16 protein-coding genes are annotated in these 16,951 nt (G+C 37.1%); 12 read left to right on the forward strand and 4 right to left on the reverse strand.

Annotated features, from left to right (window positions below):
- Positions 1–12 precede the first annotated feature (12 nt).
- Positions 13–1,533, reverse strand: a complete 1,521-nt coding sequence (locus AC07YC_RS03840) for a spore germination protein (RefSeq protein ID WP_494918416.1) — start codon at positions 1,531–1,533, stop codon at positions 13–15.
- Positions 1,534–2,007: 474 nt separating this feature from the next.
- On the opposite strand from AC07YC_RS03840, the gene AC07YC_RS03845 reads away from it, so the two are divergent.
- The 7 genes from AC07YC_RS03845 to argH all read left to right on the forward strand — a co-directional run bounded on the left by AC07YC_RS03845 (position 2,008) and on the right by argH (position 10,228).
- Positions 2,008–2,889 (forward strand): GNAT family N-acetyltransferase, encoded by an 882-nt coding sequence (locus AC07YC_RS03845; protein WP_494918417.1) that lies wholly within the window; start codon positions 2,008–2,010, stop codon positions 2,887–2,889.
- A gap of 147 nt (positions 2,890–3,036) precedes the next feature.
- The gene (locus AC07YC_RS03850) at positions 3,037–3,579 is read left to right on the forward strand and encodes a glycoside hydrolase family 73 protein (RefSeq protein WP_494918418.1); all 543 of its coding nucleotides are present in this window, start codon (positions 3,037–3,039) and stop codon (positions 3,577–3,579) included.
- An 11-nt stretch (positions 3,580–3,590) separates the two neighbouring features.
- Positions 3,591–4,229 (forward strand): response regulator transcription factor, encoded by a 639-nt coding sequence (locus AC07YC_RS03855; protein ID WP_494918420.1) that lies wholly within the window; start codon positions 3,591–3,593, stop codon positions 4,227–4,229.
- Entirely contained in the window at positions 4,226–5,560 is a 1,335-nt protein-coding gene (locus AC07YC_RS03860) for a sensor histidine kinase (RefSeq protein WP_494918421.1), read from the forward strand. Before AC07YC_RS03855 ends, AC07YC_RS03860 begins: the two co-directional genes overlap by 4 nt.
- A 157-nt stretch (positions 5,561–5,717) precedes the next feature.
- Positions 5,718–7,013, forward strand: a complete 1,296-nt coding sequence (locus tag AC07YC_RS03865) for a hypothetical protein (RefSeq protein WP_494918422.1) — start codon at positions 5,718–5,720, stop codon at positions 7,011–7,013.
- 292 nt (positions 7,014–7,305) lie between these two features.
- On the forward strand, positions 7,306–8,877 hold the full coding sequence (locus AC07YC_RS03870) for an APC family permease (protein ID WP_494918423.1): 1,572 nt from the start codon (positions 7,306–7,308) through the stop codon (positions 8,875–8,877).
- A gap of 31 nt (positions 8,878–8,908) precedes the next feature.
- Complete coding sequence (gene argH, locus AC07YC_RS03875; protein WP_494918424.1) at positions 8,909–10,228, forward strand: argininosuccinate lyase; 1,320 nt, start codon at positions 8,909–8,911, stop codon at positions 10,226–10,228.
- A gap of 62 nt (positions 10,229–10,290) precedes the next feature.
- Here argH and AC07YC_RS03880 read toward each other — a convergent pair whose 3' ends face one another.
- On the reverse strand, positions 10,291–10,899 hold the full coding sequence (locus tag AC07YC_RS03880) for a hypothetical protein (RefSeq protein WP_494918688.1): 609 nt from the start codon (positions 10,897–10,899) through the stop codon (positions 10,291–10,293).
- Positions 10,899–11,531, reverse strand: a complete 633-nt coding sequence (locus AC07YC_RS03885; RefSeq protein ID WP_494918425.1) for a hypothetical protein — start codon at positions 11,529–11,531, stop codon at positions 10,899–10,901. The genes AC07YC_RS03880 and AC07YC_RS03885 overlap by 1 nt, the downstream gene beginning before the upstream one ends.
- A 221-nt stretch (positions 11,532–11,752) precedes the next feature.
- Here AC07YC_RS03885 and AC07YC_RS03890 point away from each other — a divergent pair, with 221 nt between their 5' ends.
- Genes AC07YC_RS03890 through AC07YC_RS03910 form a run of 5 tightly spaced genes read left to right on the forward strand, consistent with a single transcriptional unit; the run spans position 11,753 to position 15,956 of the window.
- Positions 11,753–12,385 carry a hypothetical protein gene (locus AC07YC_RS03890; protein ID WP_336634651.1) on the forward strand — a complete coding sequence of 211 codons (633 nt, stop codon included), beginning with the start codon at positions 11,753–11,755 and terminating at the stop codon, positions 12,383–12,385.
- Positions 12,382–12,978 carry a hypothetical protein gene (locus AC07YC_RS03895; protein ID WP_336634650.1) on the forward strand — a complete coding sequence of 199 codons (597 nt, stop codon included), beginning with the start codon at positions 12,382–12,384 and terminating at the stop codon, positions 12,976–12,978. The genes AC07YC_RS03890 and AC07YC_RS03895 overlap by 4 nt, the downstream gene beginning before the upstream one ends.
- Positions 12,979–12,980: 2 nt before the next feature.
- Positions 12,981–14,123, forward strand: a complete 1,143-nt coding sequence (locus AC07YC_RS03900; protein ID WP_336634649.1) for an ABC transporter substrate-binding protein — start codon at positions 12,981–12,983, stop codon at positions 14,121–14,123.
- A gap of 13 nt (positions 14,124–14,136) precedes the next feature.
- A complete protein-coding gene (locus AC07YC_RS03905; RefSeq protein WP_336634648.1) occupies positions 14,137–15,138 on the forward strand; it encodes a FecCD family ABC transporter permease in 1,002 nt (333 codons plus the stop codon).
- Complete coding sequence (locus tag AC07YC_RS03910; RefSeq protein WP_336634647.1) at positions 15,135–15,956, forward strand: ABC transporter ATP-binding protein; 822 nt, start codon at positions 15,135–15,137, stop codon at positions 15,954–15,956. The genes AC07YC_RS03905 and AC07YC_RS03910 overlap by 4 nt, the downstream gene beginning before the upstream one ends.
- An 80-nt stretch (positions 15,957–16,036) precedes the next feature.
- Here the strand turns inward: AC07YC_RS03910 and AC07YC_RS03915 are convergent, their stop codons facing one another.
- On the reverse strand, positions 16,037–16,894 hold the full coding sequence (locus AC07YC_RS03915) for a PhzF family phenazine biosynthesis protein (RefSeq protein WP_336634646.1): 858 nt from the start codon (positions 16,892–16,894) through the stop codon (positions 16,037–16,039).
- Positions 16,895–16,951 lie beyond the last annotated feature (57 nt).

Here is a 16,951-nt window from a genome sequence, read left to right on the forward strand (position 1 = left end):
TTCACCTTCAGTTCAACTTTTTTCCGGTTTTATTGGCTCAGGCTCGAATTTATATTTATCCTTTGGTCTCGTTAACGCAGGTCTTTTCGCTGTATATGGAATAGGCATTCTAATAATACTATCCCGCATTTCTTTCAACCTTGGTGGATAGAATGGAGACATATACGGAGCACCCAGGCTTGATTGACGTAAAAGATGAATAAGAATAAAACAAAAAGCTAGCATGATGCCATAAAAACCCCAAAAGCCTGCAAGGATAATGATTGGGAAACGAATCAAACGAATGACATTGCCCATCATATAACTCGGTGAAGTGAAGGATGCGAGTGCACTTAAAGCAATGATAATTAATAGAATATTACTCGTAATACCTGCTTGCACAGCGGCAGTCCCTATGACGATACCGCCTACGATACCAATAGTTTGTCCAATTTTAGTTGGTAGCCTTGCCCCAGCTTCTCGCAGTAGTTCAATAATAAACTCCAATAATAATGCCTCGAATATAGGTGGGAAAGGAACTAAGGCTCTGGATTCACTTAATGGCACTAAAAAGGCTTGCGGAATTACCTCATAATGAAACGTTAAAGCCGCTACATAAAAGGGTGTTAAATAGACGGATATAAAGAAGGCAGCAAGTCGTAATAAACGAAGAAAGGTAGCAATTTGCCAGCGTAAGTTTTGATCTTCCTGGCTTTGAAAAAACTCAGTAAATGTTTGCGGGCAAATAATGGCCATTGAGCTTCCATCCACTAAAACGCCCATTTTGCCATCTAATATCGCATCACAAAATCGATCAGGCCTTTCCGTCAGTAGCATCTGAGGGAATACTGACAATGAATTATCATCAATCATCTCTGCCAGAACGGCACTATCAAGTAGTTCATCGACATAAAGATCCGTGATTCGTTGGCGCATTGTATTGACCATTTGCTCATTAGCAATGCCATTCATGTATAGCAGTGAGACCGAGGTATTTGTACGCGTGCCGATTTTTAGTTTTTCATTGCAAAGGCTAGGACTTACTATGTAGCGACGGATTAAAGAAATATTTGTAATTAAACTTTCATTAAACCCAACCTGCGTCCCAATTACTTGTGATTCATTTTCTGGCGCCGATAATGATCGAGATTCTCGAGTAGCGATATTGCCGATAAGAACTTCAGAGTAGCCGTCTATATGAAGTATGACAGACCCATTGACCATCGATTCTACTGTTTCCTGTAGTAGATTGGATTTGACAACTTCGGGAATAGAAAGAGTCATCTCAATGCCTTCAAGTGTTTCCTGAGGATTATTCAGCAAATTAGCAAGAATGTCATTGTTCAATGTCTGATCATCGACTAAATTATCTATATAAATAAGCGTAACATTCGGTGGGATAGCCTTCATGATTAAATCAGCTGGGTTATTCGTCGCATTTTGAATCGACTGAATAAAATGATCAGTGGTTGGGGCGACCCTTATAAGATTTTCTTTTGGTGCCTCTTCGAAGGATGGTAGTTGTTTTTTATTGAAAGGTAGTTTAAATTTCATGCTGAATTGTAGGCTCCCTTCATGATTAACTTCGTTTATAGATTTAACATTTGAAGGATTTTCTATACTTATTTCATGCTTTTTCAATCTAAACATTGTCAATATATCGCTAGACAACATTTAACAAAAAGTGGTAAGCTTAGAGTATTCTTAAAAACAGAGGGAGATTAGACATTTATGCTAAAACTTATTATCGCAAATTAAATTCCCATGAATTTAATAGAAGGGCTATTCTATCATGCTTAAAACATGATAGGTCTATTTAGTATTGCCCTTTTGCGATAACGTAGAGAAGCATAATTTTGTCTGATCCATATAAACAGATACTATCGTAGCCACTACAGTGGTTAGCGTTGTTTTCTGTATATACGCAGAGACTTTATGAGATTTTCTCATAGAGTCTTTTTCTGTTTTTAGGAGGTGATGAATCCAATCATAGTGAAGTATAAATAGATAAAATCGGAGGGAATACACATGGAAAAGTACGAATTAGTTAGCGATTATCGTCATGATGATCGATTAAAGGAAAGCTTTAATGATTTAGCGATAACAACGTTTGGATTGGATTTTCGAGATTGGTATAGCAAAGGGTATTGGAACGACCAATATATTCCTTATTCATTTGTTCAAGACGGAAAAGTAATTGCGAATGCTTCTATTTATAAAATGTCGATTCGCATAAACGGCGAGCAATTAAAGGGGATTCAGATTGGTACGGTGATGACCGATGAACATTATCGTCATCAAGGCTTGGCAAAGCAGCTGATGCTGCATATCATGAAAGAGTATGAGGGGACCTGTGATTTCATGTATCTCTTTGCCAATGAAACAGTACTAGATTTTTATCCGAAGTTTGGCTTTACTCGTATACATGAAAGTGAATTCAGCTTAGACCTTACAGCAAGTCCTATTCAACAAAAGCAGACCAGCGTCCAACAGCTGACAGTTGAGCACGATCTAGCACTCCTTGAGAATTATGCGAAAAAACGATATATCCATTCAAGTATGATCGCTGTTGAGCAAAATGAAAGTTTATTAATGTTTTATTTTACGTTAGTTTTCCCCCATGCCATTTACTATTTAGAAGAATTAGAAACAATAGTATTTATGGAGGAAGAGGAGGGGGTATTACATATTTTTGATATCATCTCCTTACAGCCCATTCATATAGAGGAGTTGTTAGCCAATATTGTGAAAGATTCTACGCAAAAAGTGGTGTTTTATTTCACGCCGGAGTTTACCTTGAATGGCATGACCGCGACCATCCAGCCTAATGATGACGACGCATTATTTGTTCTTTCAAAAAAGGCGATTCTGCAAGGGAATTTCATGTTCCCTTTAACTTCACATTGTTAATCGGAAGAGGTTGAAACAAACTATGCGCAAGCCCGTACTTTAAAAGGACGGGCTGTTTTTTTACAACTTTTAATGTTTTGTCAAATAACTGTAACATTGCTGTTTTACGATACAACCATCAGTTAAATGGAAATGAGGTAAAACACAATGAAAAAAATCAGTATTCTATTACTTACCGTTATTTTAGCCCTTTATATGGCCAAGCTATTTGGACAAGGCCATCGAGACGAAGTTGAATTTATTGATGAAATAGCACCAATAGCCGTTGCATTAAATAAGCAAGATCAAGAGATATTGCCTAGTGTAATCATTGCGCAGGCTATATTGGAGTCGAATTACGGTAAAAGTGAATTAGCGGTTAATGCAAATAACCTGTTTGGGATTAAAGGTAGGTATCAAGGAAAGTCTATTAAAATGCCGACAGTTGAATATGAACAAAATAAAAGCTTTACAACTGAAGCAGAATTTAGAGCTTATCCCGATTGGAAAAGTGCATTAAAGGACCATCGTCAGCTATTATTAGAGGGTACCAGTTGGAATGAACAACAATATGAAGAGGTTCTGGCTGCTTCTACCTATCAGCAAGCTGCCTATGCCTTGAAAGAAAGTAATTACTCAACAGATCCTTTATATCCTGAAAAATTAATTGCTATTATCGAGCAATATAATCTGGAAAAATATGATGATTAGGAGTTTCATACATGAATATTCTCATTGCAGATGATGAAGTAGATATGTTAAAGATTTTACAAAACTATTTTCAAAGAGAAGGGTTCACGGTTTTTACCGCAACAAATGGAGAGGAAGCACTTACCATTTTTTATCAAGAAAGAATTGATTTGGCCATTTTAGATTGGATGATGCCTAAAATAGATGGGATGATGGTTTGTCGTGAAATGAAAAAAACACAAAAGATTAAGGTCTTAATGCTTACAGCAAGGGACACTGGTGAAGATGAATTTCAGGCGTTAGCAGAGGGGGCTGATGATTATGTCAATAAACCCTTTTATCCTAAAGTACTGATAATGAGGGCAAAAAAATTACTGCAAATTGAAGCTATTCAACAACTGCATGATGTGTCCTTCGATGTTACAAGTAAACGTGTTTGGCGAGCAGGGGCAGAAATAGAGTTAACGAAAACGGAATTCGAGCTGTTACGAATTTTTAGTCAAAATCGGAGACAAATTTTGACGAGAGATCAATTACTAGATTTAGTGTGGGGATTGGACTATATGGGAGATCCGCGAACAGTAGACACACATATTCGACGATTGCGAGAAAAAATAGGAGAGAACATAATCCAAACACATAGAGGGATTGGATATAGTACAAGCGAATGAAACAAAAAATCGGCACAAAACTAACCATTTATATTACTTTAGTAGTGATTCTTACATTTTCGATTTCCCTTGTTGTAAGCCAGTTTTTCCTCCCTAAATATTATTTATATCAGCTGAATAAAAAAGTATCAGAAGCCTTTGAAACTTATCAAGTATTAGAGGATGTAGAAATGGTGGAGCGACAATTTGATGTCACGATTGTAGCAGTCCCATTAGAGGACCCCATCAATGACCTGAATGATAATTTAAGACTTCAGCTGTCGAGAGAGCATATAGCCTTAAATAAATTTTGGGTCTCCGAGGAAGTGCTACAAACTATCTCGGAGGATAAAATTGTAGGTAAGCTTTATGATCAGGGAAAACAAAAGTCTAGCTTTATTGTGCATTATGCGAAAGAAGGGGATCAGCTTGTCATGATTGGAGCCTCTATGGCCCATTTTACAGATATATCCTATTTTATAAATCGTTTTAATTTAGCCTTTCTGATAGTGAGTATTTTAATCATTATTATGGTCACGGCGCTACTATCTCGGAAGATAACCAATCCATTACATGAATTGCAACAAGTTGCAAAGGAAATTGGGGAACTGAATTTTCAACAAACTACCATTCAAACAGGTGATGAAATCGAAGAGTTAGCAAAGAGCATTAATAAAATGAGTACAACGCTTGAATCAGCCCAGCAATTATTAACACAACGAAATCTAGATTTAAAACAATTTATGATCGGCTTAACACATGAGTTGAAAACACCTCTCGCCCTAATCAATGTATACTCAAGTGGGATCGAGGATGGGTTGGATGATGGCACCTATTTAACAGTTATACATCAGCAAGTGGATCGTATGGAGAAAATCATTACAGATATGCTTTATTATGCCCGAACAGAAGAAAATGCTTTGAACCTATCACGTTTTGACTTTTACCAGCTACTACAAGAAATCATCCAAAGCTATCAGCCTTTGCAGGGGGAAAAACAGATCTTTCTTCAATCGGACGTAACTGAATTTATGCTCAATAGTGAGCAGGAAAAGGTCTATTATATGGTAGAAAATTTGGTGAGCAATGCACTAAAATATACATCAGACAAGGAAATACAGATTTCCTTTACTTCGGGTATATTGGAAATAAGTAATCATACCACACTACAAGATATTTCCAAAATATGGCAACCATTCTATGTAGGCGAAAGCTCTCGAAATAAGCATTTCTCTGGAACAGGACTTGGTCTCGCGACAGTGAAAAGTATTGCCGAACAATTAGGCTTTGGAACGAATTCCACACTAACAAATGGAAAAATATCATTTACGATAGATTTTACAAGCAAGTAATTGTACTCTGTACAAATCTCTTCTTATTTACCATCCGACAAATGACCATTATTGCCATCGGATGCCTTATTTATGGGGAGTTTTTAAATGACACTATAAAAATTGGGCATTTCTCTATAGAATGGTATATATCAAGTAATTTTACTAGGAGGAAATAATGTATACAGTTGGAGTCATTGGCCCTAATTCATCTGTAGAGCGCATCATTAAATTAGGCAAAGAATACGAAATGACTATGAATTTTATAGCATTTCCATATCATGATTTTCATGAAACCGTCAATATCGTAAAGGAAAATCATCACGCTGTGGATGCATGGTTTTTTTCTGGTCAAATTTCTTATATGGTTGCGAAAAATACGTTACATTCAGGTGAAAACTTAGTTTATATTCAACATACTGAATCTGGCATTTATAAATGCTTGTTGCATATGGGCTTTTATCAGGGAGAATTTTTAAACAAGGTAAGTATTGATGAAATCACGACCTCTCATTTGGAGCAAGCCGTAAAACAGCTAGATTTTGCGCCTAAAGAGATCTATGTCAAAACCTTTGATGTAAACACTAGTACAAAGGAGTTAGTAGATTTTCATATTGATTTATGGAATCGTGAAAAAACGGCAGGTGCTTTAACTTGCTTTCAAGCTGTCTATTTAGCACTGAAGGAGGCGGGTGTTCCAGCTTATCATATATCGACTACAGATATGGAAATTCTTCAAGCATTACGAATACTAGAAGAAAAACGTAGAACTTTTTATTTTAAAGATACTCAAATTGGTGTTCAAATTATCGAAATCGAGCAATTTGACAAGATTTCTCAAAAGGCGAAAAGCACTTATCATCTTCAGTATTTAGAATTAAAGTTAAAAGAAACCTTACTGCGATTTTGTGAGCAACTAGATGGTTCTCTGTTAGAGAAGGGGAATGGCCGCTATATTATTTTTAGCTCTCGTGGGGCGATTGAACGGAAAATTAAGGACTTGCAGGAGACAATCTTTCAGCTTTCACATGAATCAAATACGACTGTCACTGTTGGGATTGGCTATGGGGTAACTGTTCATTCGGCAGAAATTAATGCGCAGCGCGCTATTCAGCTATCAAAAGAAAAGTCTGAGCTGCCCATTGTCATCGTGCAGGAAAATGGAACGATCATCGAATCAGTAGGTGAAGAAGATGAAGTCAGTTTTTCATACCATAGTAATGATGACATTTTATTAGAAAAATTGAAAAAAGCAAAAATTAGCTTAAAAAATTATAATAAATTATGTGCAATCGTCAAAAAAATGAGCTGGCAAGAATTTACCATTAAAGATTTAGCTGCTCATCTTTATTGGGATGAAAGCAATGCTAGACGGATTTTAACAAGTCTTAGTGACGTAGATCTAGTAGAGTATACAGGCAAAGACGCTCAGATTAGCAGAGGAAGACCAAGTAAAATTTACCGTTTGAAATGACCATCTTCATGGATGGTTATTTTTTTTTGAAAAAATATGTTGAAAAATTCAAACGATTAAAATAAAATCATTTTAAGGTAAACACCTTTTAATTACCTTTAATTGATGGTAACTAAAAAAACGTGTGCAATGTTTCATCATCTAGAAAGGAGCACAATTTATAACAATCACCTACACTACATTGCACTGCAGAGTAAAATATCTAATTTTTTTCTGCCAAGACGTCATTTTATTGAAGCGTCAAAATTAAAAGGGTCATACCAATATTCTCTTTTCAGAGAGGGGAACATTCATGAGTCAAGAACAATATTTGAAAAAGAAAATGGGGTTTTGGTCACTTACAACATTATCTCTAGGGGGAATAATTGGATCTAGTTGGCTCTTTGGACCATGGGTAGCTGCAAAATTGGCAGGCCCGGCAGCTATTCTGTCCTGGATCATTGGTGCGTTTGTTATCACACTTATAGCGCTTGTTTATGCTGAGTTAGGAAGAGTAAAACCTGAGACAGGAGGCTTAGCCAGATATCCGCTTTATTCACACGGAAAAATGCTTGCTACCGTTACTAGTTATTCCATCTGGTTTGGCTATTGTGCTACTGCACCCGTAGAATCATCAGGTGTTATCCAATATGCCAATCAATTTTGGCCAGGATTATATGATGTTACGAAGGAGCAACTGACAACATCAGGTATTCTAGCAGCGATGGTGTTAATGGTATTTTTTGTTGTTTTTAATTATTTTGGGGTGAAATTATTTGCAGTCACAAACAATATTATTACAACCGTAAAATTTGTTGTTCCTGTTCTAACGATTATTGCCTTTTTTATGACAGGCTTTCATCCGGAGAATTTTTCAAGCCAAGGATTTGCACCAAGTGGCTATAGTGCAGGATTAAGTGCCATTTTAACAACCGGAATATTTTTTGCTTATACAGGGTTTGGCAATGTCATTATGATGAGTGGGGAAGTCGTCAACCCTAGAAGAAATATTCCACTCGCTCTCATTACGTCTTTAGGTGTTGCGGCAGTATTATATGTGTTACTTCAAATTACGTTTATCGGCGCAGTTCCAACAGAAATGTTAGCGAATGGATGGAGTGGCATTAAATTTGATTCACCATTTGCTAATTTAGCCATGATGGCTAATATGGTTTGGCTATCATGGATTATTACTGCTGATGCGATGATTTCGCCAACAGGTTCAGCTCTTACTTATACAGCTGGTACGTCAAGACATGTATTTGGTATGGCGAAAAGTGGTTTCCTTCCAGCTTATTTTGGAACAATTAATAAAAAATTCGGTGTTCCGACACGTGCACTTGCACTCAATTTCTTAGTAGGTTTATTATTTTTATTCCCACTTAAAAGCTGGACAGCTATCGTTGCGATTGTAGGAGCTATCGGTATTTTTAAATATGCATCGGCATGTGTAACGGTTATGGTTTTCCGGAAGGTAGGTCTGACAAAGAATAATGGGCTACCAGGTATGCAAGTCATAGCGCCAATGGCATTCGTTTTTGCCACATTGCTGATTTATTGGACAAATTGGAGTAAGGTACAACTAGCTATTACGGGACTTGTGATCGGTATTGCCTGTTATTTAGTGATTTACTTTATTCAAAAACATCAATCAGTGGAGTTCCTTGGTGGTATATACATTATCTTTTATATTTTAATGCTTGTATTCATGTCATTCCTGGGGAATTTTGGTGGTAAAGGCATAATCCCGGATCCTTATATGTCCGTAATTGTCGCTATATTTGGCTTAGCCTTTTACTATTTTGCTGTTTACAATGGTGTCTGGTATATGCGTAAAAGAGGAAATATTGAGGAATTACAGAAAAGCATTTCTGAAATAGCATAACATTAATAGATTGGTTGAAGGAGAATGAATGATGAAGCTTTGGGGCGGTCGTTTTAGAAAAGAAGAAAACAAATTAATGGAAGATTTCAATAGTTCATTAAAGGTGGATCAAAGACTTTATACGGAAGATATAAAAGGCAGTATTGCCCATGTCCATATGTTAGTAGAATGCGATTTATTGACGGAGAAGGAAGGACAAGATATTGTTAACGCACTTCTTTCCATTTTAGAGGATATTGATAATGGCACATTACGGATTGAAGGAAATTATGAAGATATTCATAGTTTCGTGGAGTCGAATTTGACTCAACGGATCGGTGAAACAGGGAAAAAGCTTCACACAGCAAGAAGTCGTAATGACCAAGTAGCAACAGATATTAGACTATATGCAAAAAACAAGGCGTTTGAGGTGATTGCCTCTATTGAAGAGTTACAACATAGTCTAGAACAAAAAGCTAAAGAAAATTACGTTATAATGCCAGGGTACACACATCTTCAACGCGCACAGGTTGTAACGTTTCAGCATCATTTGATGGCTTATTACAATATGTTAAACCGTGATAAAAAAAGAATTGTGAAAGCGATCGAAATTATGAATGAGAGTCCCCTTGGATGTGGCGCATTAGCAGGCACTACTCATGCGATTAATCGTGAATTAACAGCTAACGAGCTAGGTTTCTCTAAGCCAGTGGATAATTTCTTAGATGGGGTAAGTGATCGCGACTATTTATTAGAGCTAATGTCAGATTTCTCGATAATTATGATGCATTTAAGTAGATTAAGTGAAGAGCTCATTTTGTGGAGTAGCCAGGAGTTTAAATTTATTACGATTGATGATGCCTATTCTACTGGCAGCAGTATTATGCCGCAGAAGAAAAACCCTGATGCAGCAGAGCTTATACGAGGCAAAACCGGACGAGTATATGGCTCGCTAACGTCTCTATTAACAACAATGAAGGGCTTACCACTTGCTTACAATAAAGATATGCAGGAAGATAAGGAGCCATTTTTCGATGCATTGGATACGGTTTTATCTTGTCTACAAATCATGTCAAAAATGATTGCTACGATGAGGGTAAACAGTGAAAACATGAAAAAAGCTGTCAAAGGAGGGTTTCTAAATGCAACTGAGGTCGCTGATTATTTAGTGAGCAAGGGGGTTGCCTTTAGAGATGCTCATAGTATAGTCGGAGCCATCGTTATTTACTGTGAAGATCATGACAAAGCGATTGAGGAATTAACAATAGATCAATTGAAAGAATTAAGTTCATTTATTGATGACGATATCTATGACTATATCGATTACCATAATATCTTAAACAAAGGGATTAAAGTAGGTTTACTATCATAAAAACAAACCGTTATCTTGACAGTAAATGGTCAACATAACGGTTTTATTATTGAAAAGATGAATCAGATTTCTCCGTAAGCCAAATAAGGGAAGAAGCCCTCGAAAAATCTTTCAGTGGCTGGCATAAAGTAAGAGCCGAAATGGAAGTCTGGATCGAGCGTTGTAATAATCCATGTGCCATTAGTAGAAGCTTTGTCCATGTATAAAACAGCTCCTCCGTCTTCTGTTGAAATTAAAACTTCGGCATTGGCTGGTGGCCAAAATACTCCGTGCTGATGCCATGTACAATCTGCAAGTGTTAAATAATTTGTAAACAGTGGGTGAGTCGGCGCTTGTAATACGAGACCACTAGAAGCGTCTTTTTCAAGCCACCACCAGAAATTCGTAGGGCGTTCCTCCCATTGCTGTGCAGGAAGCCATTCCCATGGCTGAGGACCGAATGCGACGACAATTCCACCATTTTCTGCAAAGGATTGTATTTTAGCTACACTTTTTATTAATAAATGGCTATTCAGCTGAGAGGGGACAATGAGGACATCTAAATCATCAATGCTCGTCTCAAGAAAATGCGGATGATAGATTAATTTTTTTATATATTGATTAAATTTAGGTTCGTGAAATGTACGATAATGTGATTCATTCCCACTATAAATGACGCCAATTTTTCTCATCATTCCGATTTCTCCTTTAAAGAACGTACCTCTGCTTCAAGCCAAGCTAAAAATTGCGGACGAATACGGTCTGTCGTTTTGTTTTCATCTGAATAACCTAGTAAATCTCTCCCCGCATGGACCAAAATGGTACCATTTGTCGTCGTACGATCTACGTATGTAACTGGTTTACCGTTTGCAAAGGTTAGCAAAATTTCCGCATTTTTTGGTGCATGATGATAACCCCTAGCGAAAAATCCTGCCACTCCTTTTTTAAATGTCATATCTTCAGTCGTTACGCCTTGAAAGATGGAAGAATTTTCAGTTGGAAATACTTCATAATCTTGATAATTACGAATTAATTGAGGCATAAAGGGTCCACAGCCAGGTAACCATTCTCGAAATAAATGTCCACAATACACCACCATTTTTTTCTCAGCTAAAAAGCGAGCAATTTTCTCACGTTGACTATATAAAAACTCTTGGTCAATAAAATTTGGAACAATGAGTACATCTACATGTTCTAAATTCTCTTCGGCAAAGTCATATTGTTCAATGATCTTTGCTTCATTTCCTTTATCTTTTTGCATACGACCATTTACCCCAAATGCATGTCCAGGGTCTAACTTCAATAGGGTCAATTGTTCTCTCATCGCGCTTCCTCCATTCAATAGTGATTCAATGCTATACAATATTAGAAAAATAATTTATGCACAAGTCATTAGAGGAATATGCCATCAAAATGACTAAAAACCCCTGTAAATAAAAGGAATTATAAAAATACCGTTTGACATTGATAATCATTATCAATATACTGTAGTATGTATTTAAATGCAAGTGATAATCATTATCATCGAAAGAGGGTCGATTTTAGTTGAAGCCAATAGCTTATGTAGGCATTGATATTCAATTTTCAAGGCTGACAGAAGAGGATCGAAGTCGTGGATTAACATTTTTATATTTATATGATTTACCATACACCGATTTACGTGCTTATGCGGGTCTCATCATTACAAATTTAGTAGAGGAGAAGTTTTTATTCGAGCACAAATCTTTGTTGGAACAATATTTACAGCAGGGTGGCGTTATTTTTTCACTAACTGAAGTTTCAATGCCTTGGTTAGTTGGCGTACCAAATTGGAAGCGCTCTCCTATACCTCTAAAAGATCGAGAAATCATCATTAAAGAACCGAATCATCCTATTTTTGCGGGGATTGATGCCTATGATTTGAATTACCGTAAAGGGGTTAGAGGATTTTTCTCACGTGGCTATTTTGACAATATTCCATTACACGCGGAAGTACTTGTAACTGATCAAAGTGGGGCAGCCATTATATATGTGGATCGAAACTCAACAAATGGGACCATTTTTGCTGGAGCTGGCACGGATATATACCGCGTATTTATCCATGAAGAAAATTCCTCACGCCATTTAAGCATACAGATGCTGTCGTACATTCGAGAGGAGTATGATCGCAATCAAAAGAATGGGGTGGAGATGCAATGATTGGACTCGTAACAAATGGCCTACCTTTTCAAAATCGTTTTCTTGCAGAAGAGGAGTTTTATTATTTGTATGATGATGTTTTACATATTCGGGAATTACATCTGCATGATTTAACGAAGTATGACACGCTGATTTTATCGTGTCGTTTAGATCTTACTCATTTGAAGCGTTATCAGTCTCATCTCATCACCTTTTTGGAATCAGGAAAACGACTCGTTATTTTTGGTGAAATAGTAGATAACTGGCTTCCTACAATTGATTGGGAAGATTCCGAAGTCAATTTTAGCTGGTGGGTACGCGACGGCGGCGATCTTCCGATGCATGAGCAAAACACAGCACATCCTTTATTTAAATATGTCACGCTACGAGACATGAAATGGCATTATCATGGTTCATTTTTACCTCCAGTTGGTGCCCAGTCATTGCTGGATATACCTGATGGCCGATCTTTATTTTATATCGATCATGTTAGTTTCAATGGTGAACTTGTTGTGACTACGCTTGATCCTATGTTTCATATTGGGCTTGGTTTCATCGATCAGTCGAAGCCCTTTTTACACGGAATAGCAAAATGGTTAAGAGAGGAAGAATAACAATGAAAAAATATGGTTTTTTAGCAACATTAGCGTTAACTGCCATGCTTGCAGCTTGTGGTAGTCAGGGCGAAGAAACAGGATCTAAATCTTCATCTGAAGCAGCTAATTCAGAAGTACAAGCTACGGTAGAGGAAAAAATCGTGACTGATCAGCTTGGGCGCGAGGTAACGGTACCAGGGAGTATCGACCGTGTGGTAACAGGTGGGATATTACCCTATTTCTCAACATGGTATGTCGCAACAAATTCGACGAAAGAAATTGTCGGTATGCACCCAAATTCATATAATGCAGCCAAAAATTCCATCTTGGCAAAAATTTCACCAGATGTTTTAAAGGCCGATACTTCATTTGTACAAAACGGTGAAGTTAATGTTGAAGAATTAATGAAAATAAATCCTCAATTATATGTAGAAATAGCCACTGATGAAAAATCCATTGATAAAATTTCAGAGGCAGGTATTCCGGTTGTTGCAGTAAAAGCCATTGATGCAGCTGCTGCTGAGCCACTTGCCACATTTAATAGTTGGCTAACTTTAACAAGTCAAATAACAGGTACAACAGAACGTGCAGATCGTTTCTTAGATGAAGGGAAAAAGGTACAGGCTCAACTGGATGAACAATTAAAAGACGTTGAAAAGCAAGATAAGCCACGCGCTATGATTTTGTTTATGCACAATGATAAATCTATTACAGTGGGTGGTAAAAACTTCTTCGGTAATCAATGGCTTAATGCGACAGGGGCCATCGATGTTGCGGAGAATGATGTAACTGGGAAAAAAGAAGTAAATATGGAGCAAATCTATGCATGGAATCCTGATATTATTTATATCACGAACTTTACAGAAACTCAGCCTGATGACTTGCTTCAAAATAAAGTAACTGGACAAGATTGGAGTCAGATTAAAGCTGTGCAGGATGGGAAAGTCTATAAAATTCCACTGGGTATTTATCGCTGGTTCCCACCAAGTGGAGATGCACCTTTAATGCTTAAATGGATGGCACAGAAAAATCATCCAACCTTATTTGATTATAAAATTGAAGATGAGATAAAAACCTACTATAAAGATTTTTATGAGTTCGAAATCTCAGATAGTGAAATACAGTCTATATTAAATCCTTCTTCTGATGCAGCAAAATATTAAGGATGATGAATAGATGAAGAAATGGCAAATTATATTGTTATGGTTGCTACCAATTTTGGTAGCAATCGTTTCTCTAGGTGTTGGAAGATTTGAAGTGAGCCTTGAGCACATCATTAAAATTCTTGCTTCTCAAATCATACCCGTTGATCAAACATGGACACAGATGGAAGAAACAGTTGTGATGAATATTCGTCTCCCACGAATTTTACTTGCTCTATTAATTGGTGGAGGCTTGTCAATTGCTGGTGCTGGGTTTCAAGGGATGTTTGGCAATCCACTCGTATCGCCTGATATTTTAGGCGTTTCTGCAGGGGCAGGGTTTGGAGCATCACTCGGTATCCTATTATTTGGACAAAATTTTTCTGCACAACTATTGGCACTGCTGTTTGGACTGGGAGCAATCGGCTTTACTTATTTAATTGCTGGTGCAAAGAAAAACGCACCCATTTTTATGTTCGTGCTGGCTGGTGTCGTGACATCCGCATTATTTAACGCTTTAATTTCTTTAACAAAATTTATGGCTGATCCAGAAGAAAAATTACCGGCTATTACGTATTGGCTAATGGGGAGCCTAGGGACAGCAACCTATAAAGATTTATCTATTGGAGGCCCATTAATAGGGATTGGAATTGTCATTCTTTACTTATTAAGATGGCGCTTAAATATTTTAACATTACCTGAAGATGAGGCAAAATCAATGGGGATTCCCGTTGCTCGCTTAAAATGGCTCGTAATTTTGGGGGCAACTTTAATTACAGCTGCGTCTGTAGCCGTTGCAGGGATTGTCGGTTGGGTTGGTTTAATTATTCCACATGTTGCACGGATGCTAGTAGGGAATAATAATCAGCTTGTGTTACCATTATCCGTTGCAATCGGTAGTGTTTATTTATTAATTATAGATAATCTAGCTCGTTCATTAACAGCGACAGAAATACCTTTATCTATATTAACAGCCATTATTGGAGCTCCTTTCTTCGCCTATTTATTACGTCGTTCAGGAGGTGGATGGGCATGAGGATTGAAGTAGTCGATGGCAATTATCATTATGAGAAAAGACGAAAAAAATTGCCCGATTTATATGCACAAGATATTAATTTTACGTTAGAATCTGGCGAAATTATGGCGATTTTAGGGCCGAATGGAGCTGGGAAAACGACGATGCTGAAATGCATTACGGGGCTTCTAGAGTGGAAAAAGGGCAAGACATTTATTGATGATGTGCCACTTGAGACGTTGAACCGTAAAGAGCTATGGAAACGAATCGGCTATGTCCCACAAGCTCATAAAATGGTTTTTGGCTTTACTGTAGAAGAGCTTGTTATTATGGGAAGGGCTCCTTATATTAGCACACTAGCGCAGCCTTCTGCTAAAGACTTAGAGGCAGCCCATAAAGCACTGGAAACCATTAATATCCTCCATCTTGCTAAAAAATCTTGCAATGAAATTAGCGGTGGTGAATTGCAACTTGCCTTAATCGCAAGAACACTTGTATCTGAACCAGAAATTTTAATTTTAGATGAACCTGAATCACATTTAGATATTCAAAAACAAATGGTCATTTTGCAAACCATTAAACGACTATCCAAGGAACGGGGAATCTCTTGTATCATCAATACGCATTATCCAAATCATGCGTTTTATCTAGCGGACCGTGTCTTAATGACTGCCAAAGAAAAAGGTGTTGTCTATGGCCCTGTACGGGAAGTGATGACTGAAAAAAGAATGAAGGAGTTTTTCAGTTTAGAATTAAAAAAGGTAATTATTGAAGAGGATAATTATCTGCTTGAAACGATGATACCACGGGCGTTAGGGATTGAAGGTAGCAGAAGTTAATCATGCATTAAAACACGGTTTAGGCATATGCTTAAACCGTGTTTTAGATGGAAGACAATTACATTGTAATGTTTTTACGTTCACTCCATATTTTCTACAGTTAAACATTTAGTTTCACAGTAATAGCCTTTGCCGCCAACAAAAACTTTTTCTATTTCATTCTTGCTATTGGTTGCTAATTTCACTAATATTTCGGAAGGCGAGTGTAAAGAATAACCTTGTTCAAATACATAGACTTCTTTTTGCAAGTGGTGCTGTTCATAAAGGTAGCAAGCTAATGCACCGTTTGAAGTTCCAGTCGCTGCTTCTTCATTGATGTCGTATAGTGGAGCAAAATTTCTGCATATGATTCGATTGTCATTAAACGTATATACATGCATCCCAACAACATCATAAAACTCGCTGATTTCTTTAATGTTTTCAAAATTAGGTTGCAGTGCATGTAATTGTGTTTCACTTGTTATAGGAATTAAAATATCCTTTAAGCCCGTGGAGACAATTTGAATCGGGTAGTTATTGTCTATAGCTTTCCTGTCAATACAGTCGATGAACTCGTTTGGAGAAATAACATCATAGAATGTCGGTTTGTTTTGTTCCATGAATATGATGTCATCTTTTATCGTAATAGTAAGAACACCGCTGTTTGTTTCAATCGTATAGCGGTCCTTAAAAAGTTTATTTAAATGCATCAGTATCGTGAAAGAGCCAATTGTGGCATGACCACATAAATCAACTTCTTCTTTTGGTGTAAAATACTCAAATTTATAATCAGCCACTCCAGATTTTGTTATAAATGCGGTTTCCGCATAGCCCAGTTGTTTGGCTATGGCCATTTTTTGAGTAGTGGTCAATGTATTTTCATTCAATACCACTCCGGCTTTATTTCCGCCTTGATGATCCTTGCTAAATGCACTTGCAACGTAAACAGATATGTTCATAAGACTCTTCCTTCCTCACTTATAATGAATAGTATTTGCTATCAAGCAAGAGACAAA

It is taken from the genome of Lysinibacillus sp. GW247-5R2A (assembly GCF_059424475.1).

Excerpts from the sequence above, each read along its gene's own strand:
- AC07YC_RS03840 (WP_494918416.1), bottom strand. The coding sequence starts at position 1,533 with ATGAAATTTAAACTACCTTTCAATAAAAAACAACTACCATCCTTCGAA.
- AC07YC_RS03845 (WP_494918417.1), top strand. The coding sequence starts at position 2,008 with ATGGAAAAGTACGAATTAGTTAGCGATTATCGTCATGATGATCGATTA.
- AC07YC_RS03850 (WP_494918418.1), top strand. The coding sequence starts at position 3,037 with ATGAAAAAAATCAGTATTCTATTACTTACCGTTATTTTAGCCCTTTAT.
- AC07YC_RS03855 (WP_494918420.1), top strand. The coding sequence starts at position 3,591 with ATGAATATTCTCATTGCAGATGATGAAGTAGATATGTTAAAGATTTTA.
- AC07YC_RS03860 (WP_494918421.1), top strand. The coding sequence starts at position 4,226 with ATGAAACAAAAAATCGGCACAAAACTAACCATTTATATTACTTTAGTA.
- AC07YC_RS03865 (WP_494918422.1), top strand. The coding sequence starts at position 5,718 with ATGTATACAGTTGGAGTCATTGGCCCTAATTCATCTGTAGAGCGCATC.
- AC07YC_RS03870 (WP_494918423.1), top strand. The coding sequence starts at position 7,306 with ATGAGTCAAGAACAATATTTGAAAAAGAAAATGGGGTTTTGGTCACTT.
- argH (WP_494918424.1), top strand. The coding sequence starts at position 8,909 with ATGAAGCTTTGGGGCGGTCGTTTTAGAAAAGAAGAAAACAAATTAATG.
- AC07YC_RS03880 (WP_494918688.1), bottom strand. The coding sequence starts at position 10,899 with ATGAGAAAAATTGGCGTCATTTATAGTGGGAATGAATCACATTATCGT.
- AC07YC_RS03885 (WP_494918425.1), bottom strand. The coding sequence starts at position 11,531 with ATGAGAGAACAATTGACCCTATTGAAGTTAGACCCTGGACATGCATTT.
- AC07YC_RS03895 (WP_336634650.1), top strand. The coding sequence starts at position 12,382 with ATGATTGGACTCGTAACAAATGGCCTACCTTTTCAAAATCGTTTTCTT.
- AC07YC_RS03900 (WP_336634649.1), top strand. The coding sequence starts at position 12,981 with ATGAAAAAATATGGTTTTTTAGCAACATTAGCGTTAACTGCCATGCTT.
- AC07YC_RS03905 (WP_336634648.1), top strand. The coding sequence starts at position 14,137 with ATGAAGAAATGGCAAATTATATTGTTATGGTTGCTACCAATTTTGGTA.
- AC07YC_RS03910 (WP_336634647.1), top strand. The coding sequence starts at position 15,135 with ATGAGGATTGAAGTAGTCGATGGCAATTATCATTATGAGAAAAGACGA.
- AC07YC_RS03915 (WP_336634646.1), bottom strand. The coding sequence starts at position 16,894 with ATGAACATATCTGTTTACGTTGCAAGTGCATTTAGCAAGGATCATCAA.